The sequence below is a fragment of the Oerskovia enterophila genome, assembly GCF_044748475.1.
Taxonomy (GTDB): domain Bacteria; phylum Actinomycetota; class Actinomycetes; order Actinomycetales; family Cellulomonadaceae; genus Oerskovia; species Oerskovia enterophila.
Genome location: NZ_JBIVFZ010000001.1, coordinates 1,028,745 through 1,045,826, shown reverse-complemented (window position 1 = coordinate 1,045,826; position 17,082 = coordinate 1,028,745). Strand labels below are relative to the sequence as shown.

Genomic DNA, 17,082 nt, shown 5'->3' with positions numbered 1-17,082 from the left:
GCGCCCGGCGGCCGCGGCGGGGGTCGCCCCGGGCGGGGGGGGGGGCGGCGGCCGCCCGCCGCCCGCCGCGGGGGGGGCGCGCCCCGGAGACATGTTCCCCGGTCCGCGCCCCGCTCTCGTCGTCGAGGTGCTGCGTCTACTGGAAGCGTGCCTTGATGGCCTCACCGTGCGCGGGCAGGTCCTCGTCGTTGGCCACGGCCACGATGCGGTCGGCCAGCTCCTGGAGCGCGTCGGCCGAGTACTCCACGACCTGGACCGCGCGCAGGAAGCTGTGCACCCCGAGGCCGCTCGAGTAGTGCGCGCACCCGCCGGTCGGCAGGACGTGGTTCGAGCCCGCCATGTAGTCGCCCAGAGGCACCGGCGAGTAGGGACCGACGAAGATCGCGCCCGCGCTCTGCACGCGCTCGGCCACGGCCGCGGCGTCGGCCGTCTGGATCTCGAGGTGCTCGGCACCGTAGGAGTCCACGACGTCCAGGCCCTGCTCCAGGTCGTCGACCACGATGATCGCCGACTGCGGCCCGGACAGCGCCTGGGCCACGCGCGCCGCGTGCTTGGTCTCGGGGACGAGGTCCACGAGCCGGGCGTCCACGGCGGCCGCGAGCTCGACCGAGGGCGTCACGAGGACCGCCGCGGCGTCGGGGGTGTGCTCGCCCTGGCTGATGAGGTCGAGCGCGACGTGCGTCGGGTCCGCGCCGCCGTCCGCGAGGATCGCGATCTCGGTGGGGCCTGCCTCGGAGTCGATCCCGACGACACCGCGCACGAGCCTCTTGGCGGCCGCGACGTAGATGTTCCCCGGGCCCGTGATGACGTCGACCGGCTCGCACAGGTAGTCGCCGTCCTGCGGCTCGCTGCCCGCGGCACCGTAGGCGAACATGCCGATCGCCTGCGCCCCGCCGACCGCGTAGACCTCCTGGACCCCCAGCAGCGCGCACGCCGCGAGGATCGTGGGGTGCGGCAGGCCGTCGTTGTCGCGCTGCGGCGGGGAGGCGACCGCGAGCTCGCGCACGCCGGCCTCCTGCGCCGCGACGACGCTCATGATGACCGACGACGGGTAGACCGCGATCCCGCCGGGCACGTAGAGGCCCACGCGACGCACCGGGATCCAGCGCTGACGGACCTGCGCGCCCGGGGCCAGGTCGACCGCGAACGGCTGGGGGCGCTGGGCGGCGTGCACCGTGCGGACACGACGGATCGCCTCCTCGAGGCCGTCGCGCACGAGCGGGTCGAGCGTCTCGAGCGCCTGGGCCATGCGCTCTGCCGGGACCCGCAGGTGGACCGGACGCACGCCGTCGAACCGCTCGGAGAGGTCACGCAGCGCCGAGGCGCCGTGCAGGCGGACCTCGTGCAGGATCGGGGCGACCTTCTCCGCGGCGTCCTCGACGCCGATCTCCGGACGAGGCAGGATCTCCGTGAGCTCACGGGGAGACAGGGAACGACCGCGCAGGTCGATGCGATTGATCACCGACCCATCGTAGGCCGGGCCGCGAGCCCACCTCCAGGCCAATCAGCAGGTGGTCAGTTCTCCGACGGGTCCCGGACGCGAGAGAATGGGTGCATGACCACGACACCCACGGTGGAGATCACCGACGACGTCATCCGACTCGGCCAGTTCCTCAAGCTCGCGAGCCTCGTCGAGTCCGGCGCCCACGCCCGCGACCTTATCTCCGAGGGAGAGGTCAAGGTCAACGGAGAGGTCGACACCCGCCGTGGCCGCCAGCTCCGCAAGGGAGACGTCGTGACGGTCGACGTCCCGACCGGCGAGATCGGCGCGATCGTCGGCTGACGGACCCGCGCGTCCCGTCCGGCGGACCGGGCCGGGCGCGCGTGGGGCCCCGGCCGCGCCCTGGCCGGGGTGATCCCGGTCGGCGCACGAGCCGACCCCCCGCCGGGCACCCGCTCAGGACGTGTCCCGCACCCCAGGCGTCTCAGAACGCCATGTAGCTCGAGCTCATGACCTTGTCGGCGACGATCCGCAGGACCACACGACGCGGGTTGACCCGCGGCTCCTTGTAGCGCTTGGTGTACCGGCGCACGGCCTCGGCGACCTCGTCCGGGTCGCGCGAGACCGAGACGGTGCCCTCGAGCGTGATCCACCGGCCACCCTCGACCTGGCAGACCGCTGCGCGCGGGTGCGCGCCGTCGGGCGTGAGCCGCTCGGCGTTGAGCGCCTTGACCGACGTGTCGTTCGTGGTGATGCGCACGACCCCCGCCTCGGGATCCCACGTGAAGCCCACGGGGACGACGTGCGGGCTGCCGTCCTCGCGGAGGGTGGTCAGGGTCGCCAGGTGGCGCTCGGTCACGAACACGCGCTGCTCAGGGGTCAGGTGGATCACGACGGCGAGTCTACGTCGGCTCGGCGGAGGGCCCCGCCTGCCGGGACGACTCCTCGGACACACCGGGCACGCGACGTGGCCCCGGGCGGACGACCGGCCGGACGGCACGCGGGACGGCCCAGCCCGCGGGCCAGGCCGTCCCCTGTCAGCCGCCGGTCACACCGTGAGGCAGCTCGGGCCGAGCAGGGCCTTGAGGTCTCCGTACAGCGCGGGGCTCTTCTCGACCCGCAGGGTGTCCTCGAGGCGCATGACCTTGGTGCGTCCGGGGCTCGTGAGCTTGAGGTGGACCTCGGTCACGCCGGGGTGCGTCGAGAGGATCTCGCGCAGCCGCTCGACCACGGGCTGGGTGCAGCGGGACTCGGGCAGGCTCACGAGCACCGGGGTCTCGGCGACCGTCGAGATGTCCGGGAGCGAGACCTCCATGGCCTGGAGCTGCATGGTCTCGTCCCGGCGACGCACGCGGCCGCGGAGCACCACGACCTGGTCCTCCGCGAGGATCGTCGAGTACGCGAGGTACGTCTCGCCGAAGAACATGACCTCGACCCCGCCCTCGAGGTCCTCGATCGTGACCGCGGCCCACGGGTTGCCGTTCTTGCTCATCTTGCGCTGGAGCGAGGTGATCAGCCCGGCGATCACGACGGTCGACCCGTCGGGGCGCGCCTCGTCGGCCATGAGCGCTGCGATCGAGGTGTCGGCCGCGCGCGTCAGGACGTGCTCGAGCCCGGACAACGGGTGGTCCGAGACGTACAGGCCCAGCATCTCGCGCTCGAACGCGAGGCGCTGCTTCTTGTCCCAGTCCGGGATGTCAGGAACGTCCACGCTGAACGACATGGCGGGGTCCTCCGCACCCAGGTCCGCGAAGAGGTCGAACTGCCCCTTGGCCTCCTCGCGCTTGACGCTGATGACCGAGTCCACGGCCTGCTCGTGCACCACGAGCAGCGCACGTCGTGCGTGGTCGAGCGAGTCGAACGCCCCCGCCTTGATGAGCGACTCGATGGTCCGCTTGTTGCAGACCACCGCGGGCACCTTGTCGAGGAAGTCGGTGAAGGAGCCGAACCTCCCCTTGTCCTCGCGCGTCGCGACGACCGCGTCGACGACGTTGGCGCCCACGTTGCGCACCGCCGTCAGGCCGAAGCGGATGTCCTTGCCGACGGCCGTGAAGTTGGCCGACGACGAGTTGACGTCCGGCGGGAGGACCGTGATCCCCATGCGACGGCACTCGTTGAGGTACAGGGCCGACTTGTCCTTGTCGTCGCGCACGCTCGTGAGCAGCGCAGCCATGTACTCGGTCGGGTAGTTGGCCTTGAGGTACGCGGTCCAGTACGAGACGACGCCGTACGCCGCGGAGTGCGCCTTGTTGAACGCGTAGTCCGAGAACGGCAGCAGGATGTCCCACAGCGTCTTGACCGCGGCCATCGAGTAGCCGCGCTCCTTCATGCCGTTCGAGAAGCCCTCGAACTGCTTGTCCAGCTCGGACTTCTTCTTCTTGCCCATGGCGCGGCGCAGGATGTCGGCCTGGCCGAGCGAGTACCCGGCGACCTTCTGCGCGATGGCCATGACCTGCTCCTGGTACACGATCAGGCCGTACGTGGTCCCCAGGATGTCCTCGAGGGCTTCCTCGAGCTCGGGGTGGATGGGAGTGACCTCCTGCATCCCGTTCTTGCGCAGCGCGTAGTTGGTGTGGGAGTTGGCTCCCATGGGGCCGGGGCGGTAGAGCGCGCCCACGGCCGAGATGTCCTCGAAGTTGTCGGGACGCATGAGCTTGAGCAGCGTCCGCATGCCGCCGCCGTCGAGCTGGAACACGCCCAGGGTGTCGCCTCGCCCCAGGAGGTCGTACGTCTTGGGGTCGTCGAGCGTGAGCGCCTCGAGCTCGACCGGGTCCTTGCCGTTCATCACGATGTTCTCGAGCGCGTCGTCGAGGATCGTGAGGTTGCGCAGCCCCAGGAAGTCCATCTTGATCAGGCCGAGGCCCTCGCACGTGGGGTAGTCGAACTGCGTGATGACCGCGCCGTCCTGGAGGCGGCGCATGATCGGGATGATGTCGATGAGCGGCTCGCTCGACATGATGACGCCGGCCGCGTGCACGCCCCACTGGCGCTTCAGCCCCTCGATGCCCTTGGCGAGCTCGACGACGCGCTGCGCGTCGGGGTCCGCGGAGTGGATCTGGCGGAACTCGTCGGCCTCGTTGTAGCGCTTGTCGTCCGGGTTGAAGATCCCCGTGAGCGAGATGTCCTTGCCCATGATCGCGGGCGGCATCGCCTTGGTGAGCTTCTCCCCCATGGCGAAGGGGAACCCGAGGAGGCGCGAGGAGTCCTTGAGCGCTTGCTTGGCCTTGATGGTGCCGTACGTGACGATCTGCGCGACGCGGTCCTCGCCGTACTTCTCGGTGACGTAGCGGATGACCTCGCCGCGCCGGCGCTCGTCGAAGTCGACGTCGAAGTCGGGCATGGACACGCGGTCCGGGTTGAGGAAGCGCTCGAAGATCAGGCCGTGCTGCAGCGGGTCGAGGTCCGTGATGCGCATCGCGTAGGCCGCCATGGACCCCGCTCCCGAGCCACGGCCGGGCCCCACGCGGATGCCGTTGTCCTTGGCCCAGTTGATGAAGTCGGCGACGACGAGGAAGTACCCCGGGAAGCCCATCTGGACGATGACCTGGGTCTCGTACTCGGCCTGCTTGCGCACGGCGTCCGAGATGCCGTCCGGGTAGCGGTAGTGCAGGCCCTTCTCGACCTCCTTGATGAACCAGGAGGTCTCGTCCTCGCCCGGGGGGCAGGGGTAGTTGGGCATGTAGTTGGCCGAGGTGTCGAAGCTGACCTCGCACTGCTCGGCGATGAGCAGGGTGTTGTCGCAGGCCTCGGGCAGCTCTTTCCAGATGTGCCGCATCTCGGCTGCGGACTTCACGTAGTAGCCGTCGCCGTCGAACTTGAAGCGGTCGGGGTCGGCGAGCGTGGAGCCGGAGTTGATGCACAGCAGCGCCTCCTGGGAGTGGCTGTCCTCCTTCTTCACGTAGTGCAGGTCGTTGGTCGCGACCAGCGGGGCCCCGATGGTCTCCGAGAGCCGCAGCAGGTCCTTGATGACCCGGCGTTCGATGTCGAGCCCGTGGTCCATGAGCTCGATGTAGAAGTTCTCCTTGCCGAACACGTCCTGGAGCTCGCCGGCGGCCTGCACGGCCGCGTCCCACTGGCCGAGCCGCAGCTTGGTCTGGATCTCGCCCGACGGGCAGCCCGAGGACGCGATCATGCCCTTGCCGTAACGCTCGAGCAGGTCACGGTCCATGCGGGGCCACTTGCCCATCTGGCCGTCGAGCGACGCGAGCGAGCTGGCCCGGAAGAGGTTGTGCAGCCCTTCGTTGTTGCGGGCCCACATCGTCAGGTGCGTGTACGCGCCGCGGGCCGAGACGTCGTCGGACTCCTGGCCCTTCTCGCCGAACCGGACGCGCGTCTGGTCGAACCGGCTGGTGCCGGGCGTGACGTACGCCTCGACGCCGATGATGGGCTTGATGCCCGCCTGGGTCGCCTTGGACCAGAAGTCGAACGCCCCGAAGATGTACCCGTGGTCCGTGGTCGCGATGGCCTTCTGCCCCAGTCGCGCGGTCTCCTCGAAGAGGTCTCCGAGTCGCGCGGCGCCGTCCAGCATCGAGTACTCGGTGTGGACGTGGAGGTGGACGAAGTCGTCGGACTTCTGGGTGCTTCCAGGGGTGGCGGCAGACGGCATGCGACGAGTCTAGATCGAGCCACCCACGCCTCTCGGCGTGTCGCGTGCCGGTGGCCGCGTGTGCCTTCTCTCAGGAGGGCCCGACGGCGCCGCGGGCCTCGCGCGGTCGGCGCTCCAGGGCGCGGACCGGCCGGCGAGGGGCGGGCACGTCGAGTGGCTGGCGCCCGGTCCTGGTCCGGCGCCGGCCTCAGCCGTGCGAGCGGAGCGTCTTCGCGGCGTCCCGGTGGTCGATCCCCGCGTCGAGGTACACGGGCCCGTACACCTCGTAGCCGAGGCGCTCGTAGAACCCCGTGGCCTGCGTCTGGGCACTGAGCTCGATCCGCACGGCCCCGTCCGAGGCGTGCTCGGCGAGCGCGACCTCCTCGAGCGCACGCATCACAGCGGCTCCCGCGCCGGTCCCCCGGGCGCGGCGCGCGACGGCCACGCGCCCGATGTGCACCTCGCCGGGGTGCGCGGGGTCCGTGAGCAGGCGTCCCGTCCCGACGACGGCCCCCTCCCCGGGGGCCCGGCCCGCGCGGACGAGGACGTGCGTGGTCGTGGGGGCGAAGTCGGCGTCGTCGATCTCCTCGGCGAGCGGTACCTCCTGCTCGCCCACGAAGACCTCGAGGCGCAGCGCGTGCGCCTCCTCGAGCTGCGCGGGCGTCGTGACCCGCTCGGTCGTCAGCACGGTGTGCTCCCCTCGATGTCCTGGTGGCCCCGGGCGGACCGGGCCGTCGCGATGATCAGGAGTACGCCCCGCGGACGACCTCGAGCGCGTGCGCCAGGTCCTGCGGGTACTCGCTCGTGACCTGCGTCCACTGCCCCGTCGACGGGTGCTCGAACCCGAGCTGGACCGCGTGCAGCCACTGCCGCGAGAGCCCGACCTTCTTGGCCAGCACCGGGTCCGCCCCGTACGTCACGTCGCCCACGCAGGGGTGGCGCAGCGCCGAGAAGTGCACGCGGATCTGGTGGGTCCGGCCGGTCTCGAGGTGCACCTCGACGAGCGAGGCCGCCGGGAGCATCTCGAGGACCTCGTAGTGGGTCACCGAGGGCTTGCCCTCCGCCACGACCGCGAACTTGTAGTCGGCAGAGGGGTGGCGCCCGATGGGCGCGTCGATGGTGCCCGTGGTGGGCTCGGGGTGTCCCTGGACCAGCGCGTGGTAGACCTTCTCGACCGTGCGCTCCTTGAAGGCACGCTTGAGGACCGAGTACGCGAGCTCGCTCTTGGCGACGACCATGAGCCCCGAGGTGCCGACGTCGAGCCGGTGCACGATCCCCTGGCGCTCGGCCGCCCCCGACGTCGAGATCCGGTAGCCCGCGGCGATCAGGGCGCCGACGACCGTCGGTCCCGTCCAGCCCGGCGACGGGTGGGCCGCGACGCCCACGGGCTTGTCGATGACCACGACGTCGTCGTCGTCGTACACGATCTTCATGCCCGGGACGGGCTCGGCGACGATCTGCACGACCGACGTGTCGGGCTCGTCGGGGATCTCGACCTCGAGCCAGGCCCCGGCGACCAGGCGGTCGGACTTGCCGACCTCCCGTCCGTCGACACGGACGCCGCCGTCGGCCGCGATCTCGGCCGCGCGCGTGCGCGAGAGGCCCAGCAGGCGAGCCAGGGCAGCGTCGACGCGCTCGCCCGCCAGCCCGTCGGGCACCGGGAGGGCACGGACCTGCGCCATCAGGACACCGTCCTCGTGCTGGGAGCGTCCGGGCCGTCGGCCGCGTCGCTCTTCTCGGGCGCGGCCTCGGTCGGGTCCGCCGCAGCGGGCGCCGCCTCGCCCTCGCCCGAGTGGCGCTGCCCGTCGATGCCGATGCCCTGGATCGACAGGATCGCGATCATCACCGCGGCCCCCACGACCGCGATGTCGGCGACGTTCCCGATGAACAGGTCGCCGTACCCGATGAAGTCGACCACGTGCCCCTGCGCGACGCCGGGCGCACGGAAGATCCGGTCGATGAGGTTGCCCAGCGCGCCACCCAGCAGCAACCCGAGCGCGACCGCCCAGCCCCGCGAGCCGATCTTGCGCATGCTCCGCAGGATGAACACGACAACGACCGTGACGACGATCGTCAGGATCCAGGTGTACCCCGAGCCGATCCCGAGCGCCGCCCCTTCGTTGCGGATGAACGTGAGGTGGAGCCACCTCCCGAGGAGCTCGATGGTCGGCTCACCCTCGAGCTTCGCGACGGCCCAGATCTTGGTGGCCTGGTCGACCAGGATCACGAGGACCGCGAGCACCGCGACCCACAGGACGAGACGCTTCGAGGAGACGGTCGCGCGTTCCGGGACCGCCGCGGAGGGGGCTGCTGAGGTGCCGTCGGCGCCGCCCTCGGACGGGTCGGCGGGCACGGGCTGCTGGGGAGAGGGAGTCGATGGCATCGGCGGCAAGTCTGCCATGTCCGGCCGGCTCCCCACGATCCGGTGACGACGACGGCCGCCGTCCCCTCGGGACGGCGGCCGTCGTGTGCTGCAGGTGGGACCGTCAGCGGCGCTCCTCGCGTTGCTTGGCCTCGACCGAGAGGTTCGCCCGCGGGTAGGCCTGCAGGCGCGCCTTGCCGATCGGGAGCCCGGTCGCCTCGCACGTCGCGTAGGTCCCGGCTGCGAGCCGGTCCAGAGCGTGCTTGGTCTGCTCGAGCAGGTCGCGCGTGTTGTTCACGAGCGTGAGCTCCTGCTCGCGCTCGAGCGCGCTGGACCCGGAGTCGGCCTGGTCGTCGCCGGCACCGTCCCCCGAGTTCCGCAGGAGCTCCGAGAGCTCCTGGTCCGCCTCGGCGAGCTCGCGCTCGAGACGGTCGCGCTCCTCGAGCAGGGTCGCTGCCTGCTCCTCGGCCTCCTTGAGCGTCCACGGCTCCTCGCCGTCACGCACGGGGAAGGACTTGACGTCGCGAGCTAGGTGCGGGAACTGCTGACGTACTGCCGCGCGCGTCGCGGTACTGAGCTTGGTCATGTCGCCCCTCCGGTTCGAGTTGCGGTGAGAGTAGACGCCGCCTGCCGGTACGCACAACGCACCACGCCGGAGGACCCGGGTGGTGCGTCGTGACGGACCGACCAGCGGCGTGACCTCGAGGTCCGCACGCCTGGTGTGATCGTCTGCCAGGTGGCAGGCGGACTAGATGCCCGCGCTCAGGTCGCTCGAGCGACCTGCGCCGGAGCCGCTGCGCGGCGGGAGTGCACTGCCTCGGTTGTCGAGGTCCCCCATGAGGTTCTGGAGGTAGCTCTTGAGACGCGTGCGGTAGTCGCGCTCGAAGAGCCGCAGCTCGTCGATCTTGCGCTCGAGGAGCGAACGCTCCTGCTCGAGCTGGGAGAGCGTGCGGTGCGAGGTCTCCTCCGCCTCCTGCACGATCCGGGTGCCCTCTTCCTTGGCTTCCGCGATGAGGCGGTCGCCCTCCTGCTGGCCCGAGCGCACGTAGTCGTCGTGCAGCTTCTGAGCGAGCTGGAGCATGCCGGTCGCGGACTCGGGCTCGCCGTTCAGCTTGCCGGTGACCGCGGCCGAGATCGGCGCGACCGGAGCGGGCTCGGGTACCACGGGGGCATCCGCCACGACCGGCTGTGCCGGACCCGAGGCGTCCGCACGGCTGAGCTCTGCGACGCGTCGCTCTGCTGCAGCCAGCTTGGTCTTGAGGTCGTCGTTCTCCTCCTGCACGGAGTTGAGCGTCCTCACCACCTCGTCCAGGAAGTCATCGACCTCTTCGACGTCGTATCCTTCGCGGAACTTCGTCGCGGAGAACTTCTTGTTCAGGATGTCCTCTGCTGTCAGCAGTGCCATCGTCTCACCTCAATGCGTTTGCGCCGTCAGTCCGAGCGATCTCGAGATCGCCACAGTCCAAAGTAGCGGAGATTGTCAGAGGAGGCGGCCTCGCCCGGCGCCCGTGCAACGGGTACCGGCGTCAAGATCGCCGTGTTGTCAGTTTTCTACGTGTTTGGAGGAGCCCTCAGGAACCGAGGAACCTCAGGAACTGTGCCAGGAACGACACCGCGAGGAACAGCACGATGAAGGCGAGGTCCAAGCGCACCTGACCCAGGGTCAGCGGCGGGATGACCTTGCGCAGGGCACGCAGCGGCGGGTCCGTCAGCGTGTAGATGGCCTCGGCCAGGACGAGCATGACGCCGCGCGGACGCCAGTCCCGGGCGAAGACCTGCACCCAGTCGAAGACCACGCGGCCGATCAGCACGATGAGATAGAGACCGAGGACGAATGCCAGCAGATCGAAGACGAATGTCACGGGGTCAACTGTGCCAGATCCTGCGGTCAGCTCTGGTTGTAGAAGCCGGCCCGGGTCACGGGAGGCTCCGGGGTCTGCTCCTCGCCGGTGATCTCGACGTGCTCGGGCGAGAGCAGGAAGACCTTGTTGGTCACCCGCTCGATGGCACCGTGCAGACCGAAGATGAGCCCGGCGGAGAAGTCGACCAGGCGCTTGGCGTCGGCGTCGTCCATGTCGGAGAGGTTCATGATGACCGGCGTGCCACCGCGGAAGGCTTCCCCGATGACGCGGGCGTCGTTGTAGGAGCGCGGGTGCACGGTCGTGATCCGGCGCAGCTCTGCGGCTGACATGCTCGTCTGGGGTACCTCTCGTGGGGCGACCGTGCGGTGCAGTGGGGTCACCTGAGCCTGGTAGTCGTGCGGCACGTCGGCCCCCAAGTCGTCGTACTCGTCGATGAACTCTTCCTGCTCGTCCTCGCCTCGATCATCAGCGAGGCCCAGGTAAAGCATGGTCTTGCGAAGCGCTCCGGCCATCGCCCTCTCTCCGTCCTCATGTCGACTGCTGGTTCCGTGCTTTGCACGCTAGCCCAGCCCCGGAGACGGGCAGGATGCGACACGCCCGGGAAAGGTCAACAGGCTCGAGGGTGAGAAACCGCACGTCCGCACCGCGCGCAGGGTCATCCGAGGGCCACGACCCCGGCGAACCGGCCCGTCGTGACTCCGTCGCGGGTCGCGAGTCGGTGCGAGTAGAACCGGTGGTCCTCGAGCGTGCAGATCCCGGTCGAGAAGACCTCCGTGACCCCGGCCACGCGCAGGTCGGCGACGACCCCGGCAGGCAGGTCGAGCGCGGGCGTGCCCCAGCTGGTCGTGGACGCGGTGGCCGGACGTCGGGACGCGACCTCGTCGCGCAGGTCCGCGGGCACCTCGTAGCAGCGCCCGCACGCAGAGGGGCCGACGACGGCGCGCAGCGTCTCGGGCCGCGCGCCCTGGGCGACGAGCGCCTCGAGCACGGTCCCGACGACCCCTCCGGCCAGCCCTTGACGGCCGGCGTGCGCGACCCCGACCACTCCGGCCCCGGCGTCCGCGAGGAGCACCGGGACGCAGTCGGCCACGAGCACCCCGAGCCCCAGACCGGGCGCGGCCGTGACGAGCGCGTCGTACTCACCGCAGGTCTCGGCCCCCGCGCCCCGCTTGCTCCGCGCAGCCCGGTCCTCGCCCGAGAGCACGCGCACCCTGGTCCCGTGCACCTGCGTCCCGAAGACGAGCGGTGCCCCGAGCCACCGGCCGACCGCCTCGCGGTGGACCAGGACCCGCTCGGCGTCGTCCTGGACCCCCAGCCCGAGGTTGAGGCCGTCCCACGGCGCGGGCGAGGTCCCCCCGGCACGGGTCGTGAACGCAGCACGCACCCCCGGACCGAGGTCGACCTCGAGAACCGGGGGTGCGGGCAGTGCAGGATCGAGCACGGTGCTACTTGAGGAAGTCGGGGACGTCGAGCTCCTCGACCTTGCGACGGACGGGCTCCTCGTCGTAGAGACGAGGTACCTCGACCTGCGCCGACCGCTCCGCCGCGGGCTGCTCCGCGTTCTGGTTGTCCTCGGCGGGGACGACGCTGAACGTCGGGATCGCCGCCGGGTAGCCTGCCGAGACCTGGGCCGCTCCACCTCCGAAGGTGACCGGCACGTCGTCGGGCTCCGAAGCGATGGGGACGACCGGGCGGGGCAGCGTGTGGCTGCCCGTGGTGGTCGGCACCGCGACGGGGCGCTGCGCCTGGACGGGCTGCGCAGGCTGCGCCGCGGGCGCCCCGGCGAGCTGCCCAGGAGCACGCGAGTCCTTGCGGACCTGGGGCGTGCCGCCGTCGAACCCTGCGGCGATGACGGTCACGCGGACCTCGTCGCCGAGGGCGTCGTCGATCACGGCACCGAAGATGATGTTCGCCTCGGTGTGCGCAGCCTCGTGGACCAGTCGCGCGGCCTCGTTGATCTCGAAGAGGCCGAGGTCCGAGCCGCCCTGGATCGACAGCAGGACGCCGTGGGCGCCGTCGATGCTGGCCTCGAGCAGCGGCGAGGAGATCGCGAGCTCCGCGGCCTGGACCGCGCGGTCCTCGCCCCGTGCCGAGCCGATCCCCATGAGGGCGCTGCCCGCTCCCTGCATGACCGACTTGACGTCGGCGAAGTCGAGGTTGATCAGACCCGGGGTCGTGATGAGGTCGGTGATGCCCTGGACGCCCGAGAGCAGGACCTGGTCCGCCGAGTGGAACGCGTCGAGCGCCGAGACGCTGCGGTCCGACATCGACAGGAGCCGGTCGTTCGGGATGACGATGAGGGTGTCGACCTCGTTGCGCAGGGCCTCGATCCCCTGGTCCGCCTGGACCGAGCGGCGCCGGCCCTCGAACGTGAAGGGCCGCGTGACGACACCCACGGTCAGGGCTCCCAGCGACCGCGCGATGCGCGCGACGACCGGCGCGCCACCCGTGCCCGTCCCGCCGCCCTCGCCCGCCGTGACGAAGACCATGTCGGCGCCGCGCAGGACGTCCTCGATCTCCTCGGCGTGGTCCTCGGCGGCCTTCTTGCCGACCTCGGGATCGGCACCGGCACCCAGCCCACGCGTGAGCTCGCGCCCGACGTCGAGCTTGACGTCCGCGTCGGACATCAGCAGCGCCTGCGCGTCGGTGTTGATGGCGATGAACTCGACGCCCTTGAGACCGACCTCGATCATCCGGTTGACGGCGTTCACGCCACCACCGCCGATGCCGACCACCTTGATCACTGCTAGGTAGTTCTGCGGAGTTGCCACGTCAATGCCTCTCGATCCTGTAGCCCTCAACCTTCACCCTCAACTAGAGGGTTATAGTTATGTCAGGTTGTGCTGTGTCGACGGTAGGTGCCCGTCCTGGTCCTATCAACGACCCGCCCGCGCGTGTCGGCGAAAACCTGCTGGGTGGGCCATGTCTCACCCCTGCCGTACTGCATGAGTTCTTCGACTCACGTCCGTCGAGCCCGTGGCCCGGCGACCGGGCCCCGGCGCCGGTCGCCACGGTCATCGGGTGATCGGCATCGTGGGCGCGGACACGTCGTAGAGCGTCGCGCCCTGGTTCTCCGGCAGCGACCTCAACGTCTGCAGCACCTTGACCTTGAGGGCTGCGTCCTCGCCGTTGCCCCACTCCACGACCGCCCCGTCACGCAGCGTCATCTCGACCGCGTCCTGCGTCTCCGCCGTGACCTCGGCGACCTCGGCCCGCAGCTCGGGCGGGAGCGCGTTGAGCACGATGCGCGCGGCACGCAACGACCTGGCCCCCTTCTCGTCGAGGCTCACCCCGATCTCGGGGATCCCCTCGGGCACCTCCTCGACCGTCAGCACCTGGACGCCGTCGCGGTCGAGCAGGACGTAGGCCCCCTCGTGCGGCACCGCCGCGACGGGCTCCCTCGACTCGAGGGTCACGCTCAACCCGTCGGGCCACTCGCGCAGGATCGTGGCGTCGCGCACACCGTTGAGGGACAGGATCTGCTCGCGCAACCCGATCGTGTCGACACGGGGCAGGGGCACGCCCGCGACCCCTGACACGATCTGCTGCACCTGGGCGACGTCGATCACGGTCCCCTCCCCCGTGATCTCGACCTTCGCGGGGTCCGTGCCGAGGACCGGGGAGAACAGGGCGACCCAGAGGACGGCCGCGACCGCGAGCACCGAGGCGACCCAGATCAGGATCGTGCGCCGCACGCGGTGGCGACGCATGGCCGCCTTCTCCGCGAGCCGGTCGGCCATGCCCGTCGAGACGACCCGGTCTGTCGGTCGCGCCGTCGACCTGGTGGCCGACGGACTCACCGGCACCTGGCCCGTCGCAGGACGGGCACCCGAGGTCCGGGGCGCAGGGCGCGACGACCTGACCGGGACGAGCTCCTGCCCCCGGAGCTCGAGGGGCTGCGTGAGGGTCTCGTCCTGCCCGGCGCGGGACGGGCGGGTTCCCCGTCGGGGGTCATGGCGGGCACCGCGGTCACGCGCCGCCTCGTCCGTGGCGGACTCCTCGACGGGAGCCTCGACCCGCTCCGCACCGGGGCGCGCCTGCGGGTCCCGCGCCCCCCGGGCCGCCGGTCGGGGAGTCGCAGGACGCGGCCGGGACGGCGGTCTCATCAGCCCTCGGCCTCCGGGGCCGTCCCGTCGCCTTCCCCGGCGGGCGCCAGGAGAGCATCGAGGATCACGGCCCCGAGCTCGGTCACGTCGCCCGCCCCGACCGTGAGGACCAGGTCACCGGGCCGCGCGGCCGACGCGACGGCACGCGCGGCCTCGACGCGGTCCTCGATGCCGCGCGCGGCGCCGGCGGGCATCCGGTCCACGATCGTCCACGAGCCCGTCTCCGGGTCGAGGTCCTCGCGCGCCGCATAGACGCCCGTCACCACGACGTCGTCCGCGAGCGCGAGAGCGTCGGCGAACTCCTGCGCGAACAGCCGCGTCCGGGAGAACAGGTGCGGCTGGAACAGGACCAGGACACGTCCCCCGGCAGCCACCGGTCGAGCAGCCGTCAGGAGCGCGGCGACCTCGGTCGGGTGGTGGGCGTAGTCGTCCACGACCCGCACCCCGCGGGCCTCGCCCTGCGCCTCGAACCGTCGGCCGGTACCCAGGAACTCGCCGACCCCCGTGACGGCCTGCTCCGCGGTGACGCCCAGGAGGAGGGCCGCCGCGACGGCCGCCGCGGCGTTCAGGGCGTTGTGCGCACCCGGGACCTGCAGGCGCAGCTCGAACGGCCCGGTGGTCGTACCGGCCGGGGCCACGCCCGACGCAGCCCCGGCGACGGTGAGCCGAGCGGCGACCCCCGCGGCGCCGTCGGGCCGGACGTCCGTGAGCAGCACGTCGCTGCCCGGCGACGTCCCGTACGTGACGACCCTGCCACCCGCCGACCGGTGCGCCTGCGCGAGCGCGAGCGCGCCCGGGTCGTCGGCGCACGCGACCAGGTGGCCGCCGGGCACGATGCGGGCCGCGAAGTCCACGAAGGCCTGCTCGAACGCCTCGCGGGACCCGTAGTGGTCCAGGTGGTCGGGCTCGACGTTCAGCACGACCGCGATGGTCGGCGCGTAGTTGAGGAACGAGCCGTCGGACTCGTCGGCCTCGGCGACCAGCACGTCGCCCGCGCCCAGCCGACCGCCCGGGACCGCACCGTCGCTCGTGATGACCGAGCCGCCGATCGCGAACGACGGGTCGAGCCCCGCGGACCGCAGGGTCGTCGCGATCATGGCCGACGTCGTGGTCTTGCCGTGCGCGCCGGCGACCGCGACCGAGCGCCCCTGCGCCATGAGCGCGGCGAGCGCCTCCGAGCGGTGCAGCACGCGCAGTCCCGCGGCACGCGCCGCGACCAGCTCCGGGTTGTCGGGACGGACCGCGCTCGACAGGACGAGCGTGTCCGCGCCCTCGACGTTCGCGGCCGCGTGCCCGACGTGCACCGGGACCCCGTCCGCACGCAGGGCCTCGACCACCGCGCTGCCCTTGGCGTCCGACCCCTGCACGCGTACCCCGCGGGCCGTGAGCAGACGGGCCACGACCGACATGCCCGCGCCACCGATACCGATCAGGTGGACCGTCCCGAGCTCCGCGAGCACCGGAGGCACCGACGGGGCCGTCGGCTCCGACGACCCGGCGCCCGTCATCGGGACACCCCCGCAGCCTTCTCGACGAGGTCCGCGACGCGTGCCGTCGCGTCCTGCATGCCCGCGCGCGAGGCGAGCGCCGCCATGGTCCGCAGACGCTCGGCGTCGCCCACGAGGCCGGGGAGGTTCGTGGTCACCCAGGCCGAGGTGAACGCGTCGTCGTCGACCAGGATCCCGCCACCCGCGCGCACGAGTGGCGCGGCGTTCAGGCGCTGCTCACCGTTGCCGATCGGCAGCGGCACGTACACCGCGGGGATGCCCAGGGCCGCGAGCTCGCTGACCGTCCCCGCGCCCGAGCGGCACACGACCAGGTCGGCGACCGCGTACGCCAGGTGCATCGCCGACAGGTACTCGCGCACGTCGTAGCCGGGCAGGCCGCCCACGACCTCGCGCACCGCGTCGGCCTTGCCCTTGCCCGTCAGGTGCAGGACCTGCGCACCCGTCGCGAGGACGGCGCGCGCCGCGCCGGCGAACGCCTCGTTGACGCTCTGCGCGCCCAGCGAACCACCGGTGACGACCACGGTCGGGCGCGCCGGGTCGAGCCCGAGCGCGGCCGCGGCGTTGGTCCGGACCGTCGCCGCGTCGACCGAGCGGTCTCGGATCAGGTCCGCGATCTCCCAGCGCAGCGGCAGGCCCGTGACGATGCCGCCCTTGAGCGGCGTGCCGTCGAACGTGACGGCCACGTACTCGGCCCACCGCGCGCCGGCACGGTTGGCCAGGCCCGGTCGGGCGTTCTGCTCGTGGATCACGATCGGCACCCCGCGGCGGTGCGCCGCGAGGTAGGCGGGCGTCGAGACGTATCCCCCGAAGCCCACGACGACCTCTGCCCGGGTCTCGTCGATCACGGCCCCGGCGGCCTCCACGGCCGACTTGAGCTTGCCCGGCAGGGCGACCCACTCACCGCTCGGGCGCCGCGGCAGCGGCACCTTGGGCACGAAGCGCAAGGGGTACCCGCGCGCCGGGACCAGGTCGGCCTCGAGGCCGCTCTCCGTCCCGAGCACCGTGACGACCGCCCCGGGGTTGCGCTCGCGCAGCTCGTCCGCCACCGCGAGCAGCGGGTTCACGTGACCCGCCGTCCCGCCGCCTGCGAGCACCACCGAACCGAGAGAAGAACTCACCACGTACCTCGTCACCTGTCCTTGCTGTTGCTGTCGTCCCCGGAGGACCCGGGGGCCGAGAAGTTCTGGGGCCGCCGCGCGCCCGCGGGCTCACGGCAGG

General features: G+C 71.6%; 16 protein-coding genes. 1 reads left to right on the top strand and 15 read right to left on the bottom strand.

Features of this window, described 5'->3' with window-relative positions; translation table 11 throughout:
• Positions 1-136: 136 nt before the first annotated feature.
• Entirely contained in the window at positions 137-1,462 is a 1,326-nt protein-coding gene (gene hisD / locus ACIPWA_RS04585) for a histidinol dehydrogenase (protein ID WP_068707856.1), read from the bottom strand.
• Between the two features lie 93 nt (positions 1,463-1,555).
• Here hisD and ACIPWA_RS04580 point away from each other — a divergent pair, with 93 nt between their 5' ends.
• Complete coding sequence (locus ACIPWA_RS04580) at positions 1,556-1,783, top strand: RNA-binding S4 domain-containing protein (RefSeq protein ID WP_056648870.1); 228 nt, start codon at positions 1,556-1,558, stop codon at positions 1,781-1,783.
• 142 nt (positions 1,784-1,925) lie between these two features.
• Here ACIPWA_RS04580 and ACIPWA_RS04575 read toward each other — a convergent pair whose 3' ends face one another.
• The 14 genes from ACIPWA_RS04575 to murG all read right to left on the bottom strand — a co-directional run bounded on the left by ACIPWA_RS04575 (position 1,926) and on the right by murG (position 16,982).
• Positions 1,926-2,333 (bottom strand): pyridoxamine 5'-phosphate oxidase family protein, encoded by a 408-nt coding sequence (locus ACIPWA_RS04575; RefSeq protein WP_056761982.1) that lies wholly within the window; start codon positions 2,331-2,333, stop codon positions 1,926-1,928.
• 156 nt (positions 2,334-2,489) lie between these two features.
• Positions 2,490-6,047: a DNA polymerase III subunit alpha gene (gene dnaE / locus ACIPWA_RS04570; protein WP_068625444.1), complete on the bottom strand. Its 3,558-nt coding sequence runs from the start codon at positions 6,045-6,047 to the stop codon at positions 2,490-2,492.
• Between the two features lie 187 nt (positions 6,048-6,234).
• The gene (locus ACIPWA_RS04565) at positions 6,235-6,714 is read right to left on the bottom strand and encodes a GNAT family N-acetyltransferase (protein WP_068625443.1); all 480 of its coding nucleotides are present in this window, start codon (positions 6,712-6,714) and stop codon (positions 6,235-6,237) included.
• A gap of 55 nt (positions 6,715-6,769) precedes the next feature.
• A complete protein-coding gene (locus ACIPWA_RS04560; protein ID WP_056648864.1) occupies positions 6,770-7,708 on the bottom strand; it encodes an RluA family pseudouridine synthase in 939 nt (312 codons plus the stop codon).
• The gene (locus ACIPWA_RS04555; RefSeq protein WP_400288360.1) at positions 7,708-8,409 is read right to left on the bottom strand and encodes a signal peptidase II; all 702 of its coding nucleotides are present in this window, start codon (positions 8,407-8,409) and stop codon (positions 7,708-7,710) included. The genes ACIPWA_RS04560 and ACIPWA_RS04555 overlap by 1 nt, the downstream gene beginning before the upstream one ends.
• A 103-nt stretch (positions 8,410-8,512) precedes the next feature.
• Positions 8,513-8,974: a TraR/DksA family transcriptional regulator gene (locus ACIPWA_RS04550; protein WP_056648860.1), complete on the bottom strand. Its 462-nt coding sequence runs from the start codon at positions 8,972-8,974 to the stop codon at positions 8,513-8,515.
• A gap of 162 nt (positions 8,975-9,136) precedes the next feature.
• Entirely contained in the window at positions 9,137-9,793 is a 657-nt protein-coding gene (locus ACIPWA_RS04545; protein WP_400288359.1) for a DivIVA domain-containing protein, read from the bottom strand.
• Between the two features lie 166 nt (positions 9,794-9,959).
• Complete coding sequence (locus ACIPWA_RS04540) at positions 9,960-10,250, bottom strand: YggT family protein (RefSeq protein ID WP_400288357.1); 291 nt, start codon at positions 10,248-10,250, stop codon at positions 9,960-9,962.
• A 26-nt stretch (positions 10,251-10,276) separates the two neighbouring features.
• Positions 10,277-10,762 (bottom strand): cell division protein SepF, encoded by a 486-nt coding sequence (locus ACIPWA_RS04535; RefSeq protein WP_056648854.1) that lies wholly within the window; start codon positions 10,760-10,762, stop codon positions 10,277-10,279.
• A 143-nt stretch (positions 10,763-10,905) separates the two neighbouring features.
• Positions 10,906-11,691: a purine nucleoside phosphorylase YfiH/LACC1 family protein gene (locus ACIPWA_RS04530; RefSeq protein WP_400288355.1), complete on the bottom strand. Its 786-nt coding sequence runs from the start codon at positions 11,689-11,691 to the stop codon at positions 10,906-10,908.
• A gap of 4 nt (positions 11,692-11,695) precedes the next feature.
• Complete coding sequence (ftsZ, locus tag ACIPWA_RS04525; protein ID WP_400288354.1) at positions 11,696-13,021, bottom strand: cell division protein FtsZ; 1,326 nt, start codon at positions 13,019-13,021, stop codon at positions 11,696-11,698.
• 243 nt (positions 13,022-13,264) lie between these two features.
• The gene (locus tag ACIPWA_RS04520) at positions 13,265-13,960 is read right to left on the bottom strand and encodes a cell division protein FtsQ/DivIB (protein ID WP_400288352.1); all 696 of its coding nucleotides are present in this window, start codon (positions 13,958-13,960) and stop codon (positions 13,265-13,267) included.
• Between the two features lie 395 nt (positions 13,961-14,355).
• Positions 14,356-15,864 (bottom strand): UDP-N-acetylmuramate--L-alanine ligase, encoded by a 1,509-nt coding sequence (gene murC / locus ACIPWA_RS04515; RefSeq protein WP_400288350.1) that lies wholly within the window; start codon positions 15,862-15,864, stop codon positions 14,356-14,358.
• Positions 15,861-16,982: an undecaprenyldiphospho-muramoylpentapeptide beta-N-acetylglucosaminyltransferase gene (gene murG / locus ACIPWA_RS04510; RefSeq protein WP_400288348.1), complete on the bottom strand. Its 1,122-nt coding sequence runs from the start codon at positions 16,980-16,982 to the stop codon at positions 15,861-15,863. The genes murC and murG overlap by 4 nt, the downstream gene beginning before the upstream one ends.
• Positions 16,983-17,082 lie beyond the last annotated feature (100 nt).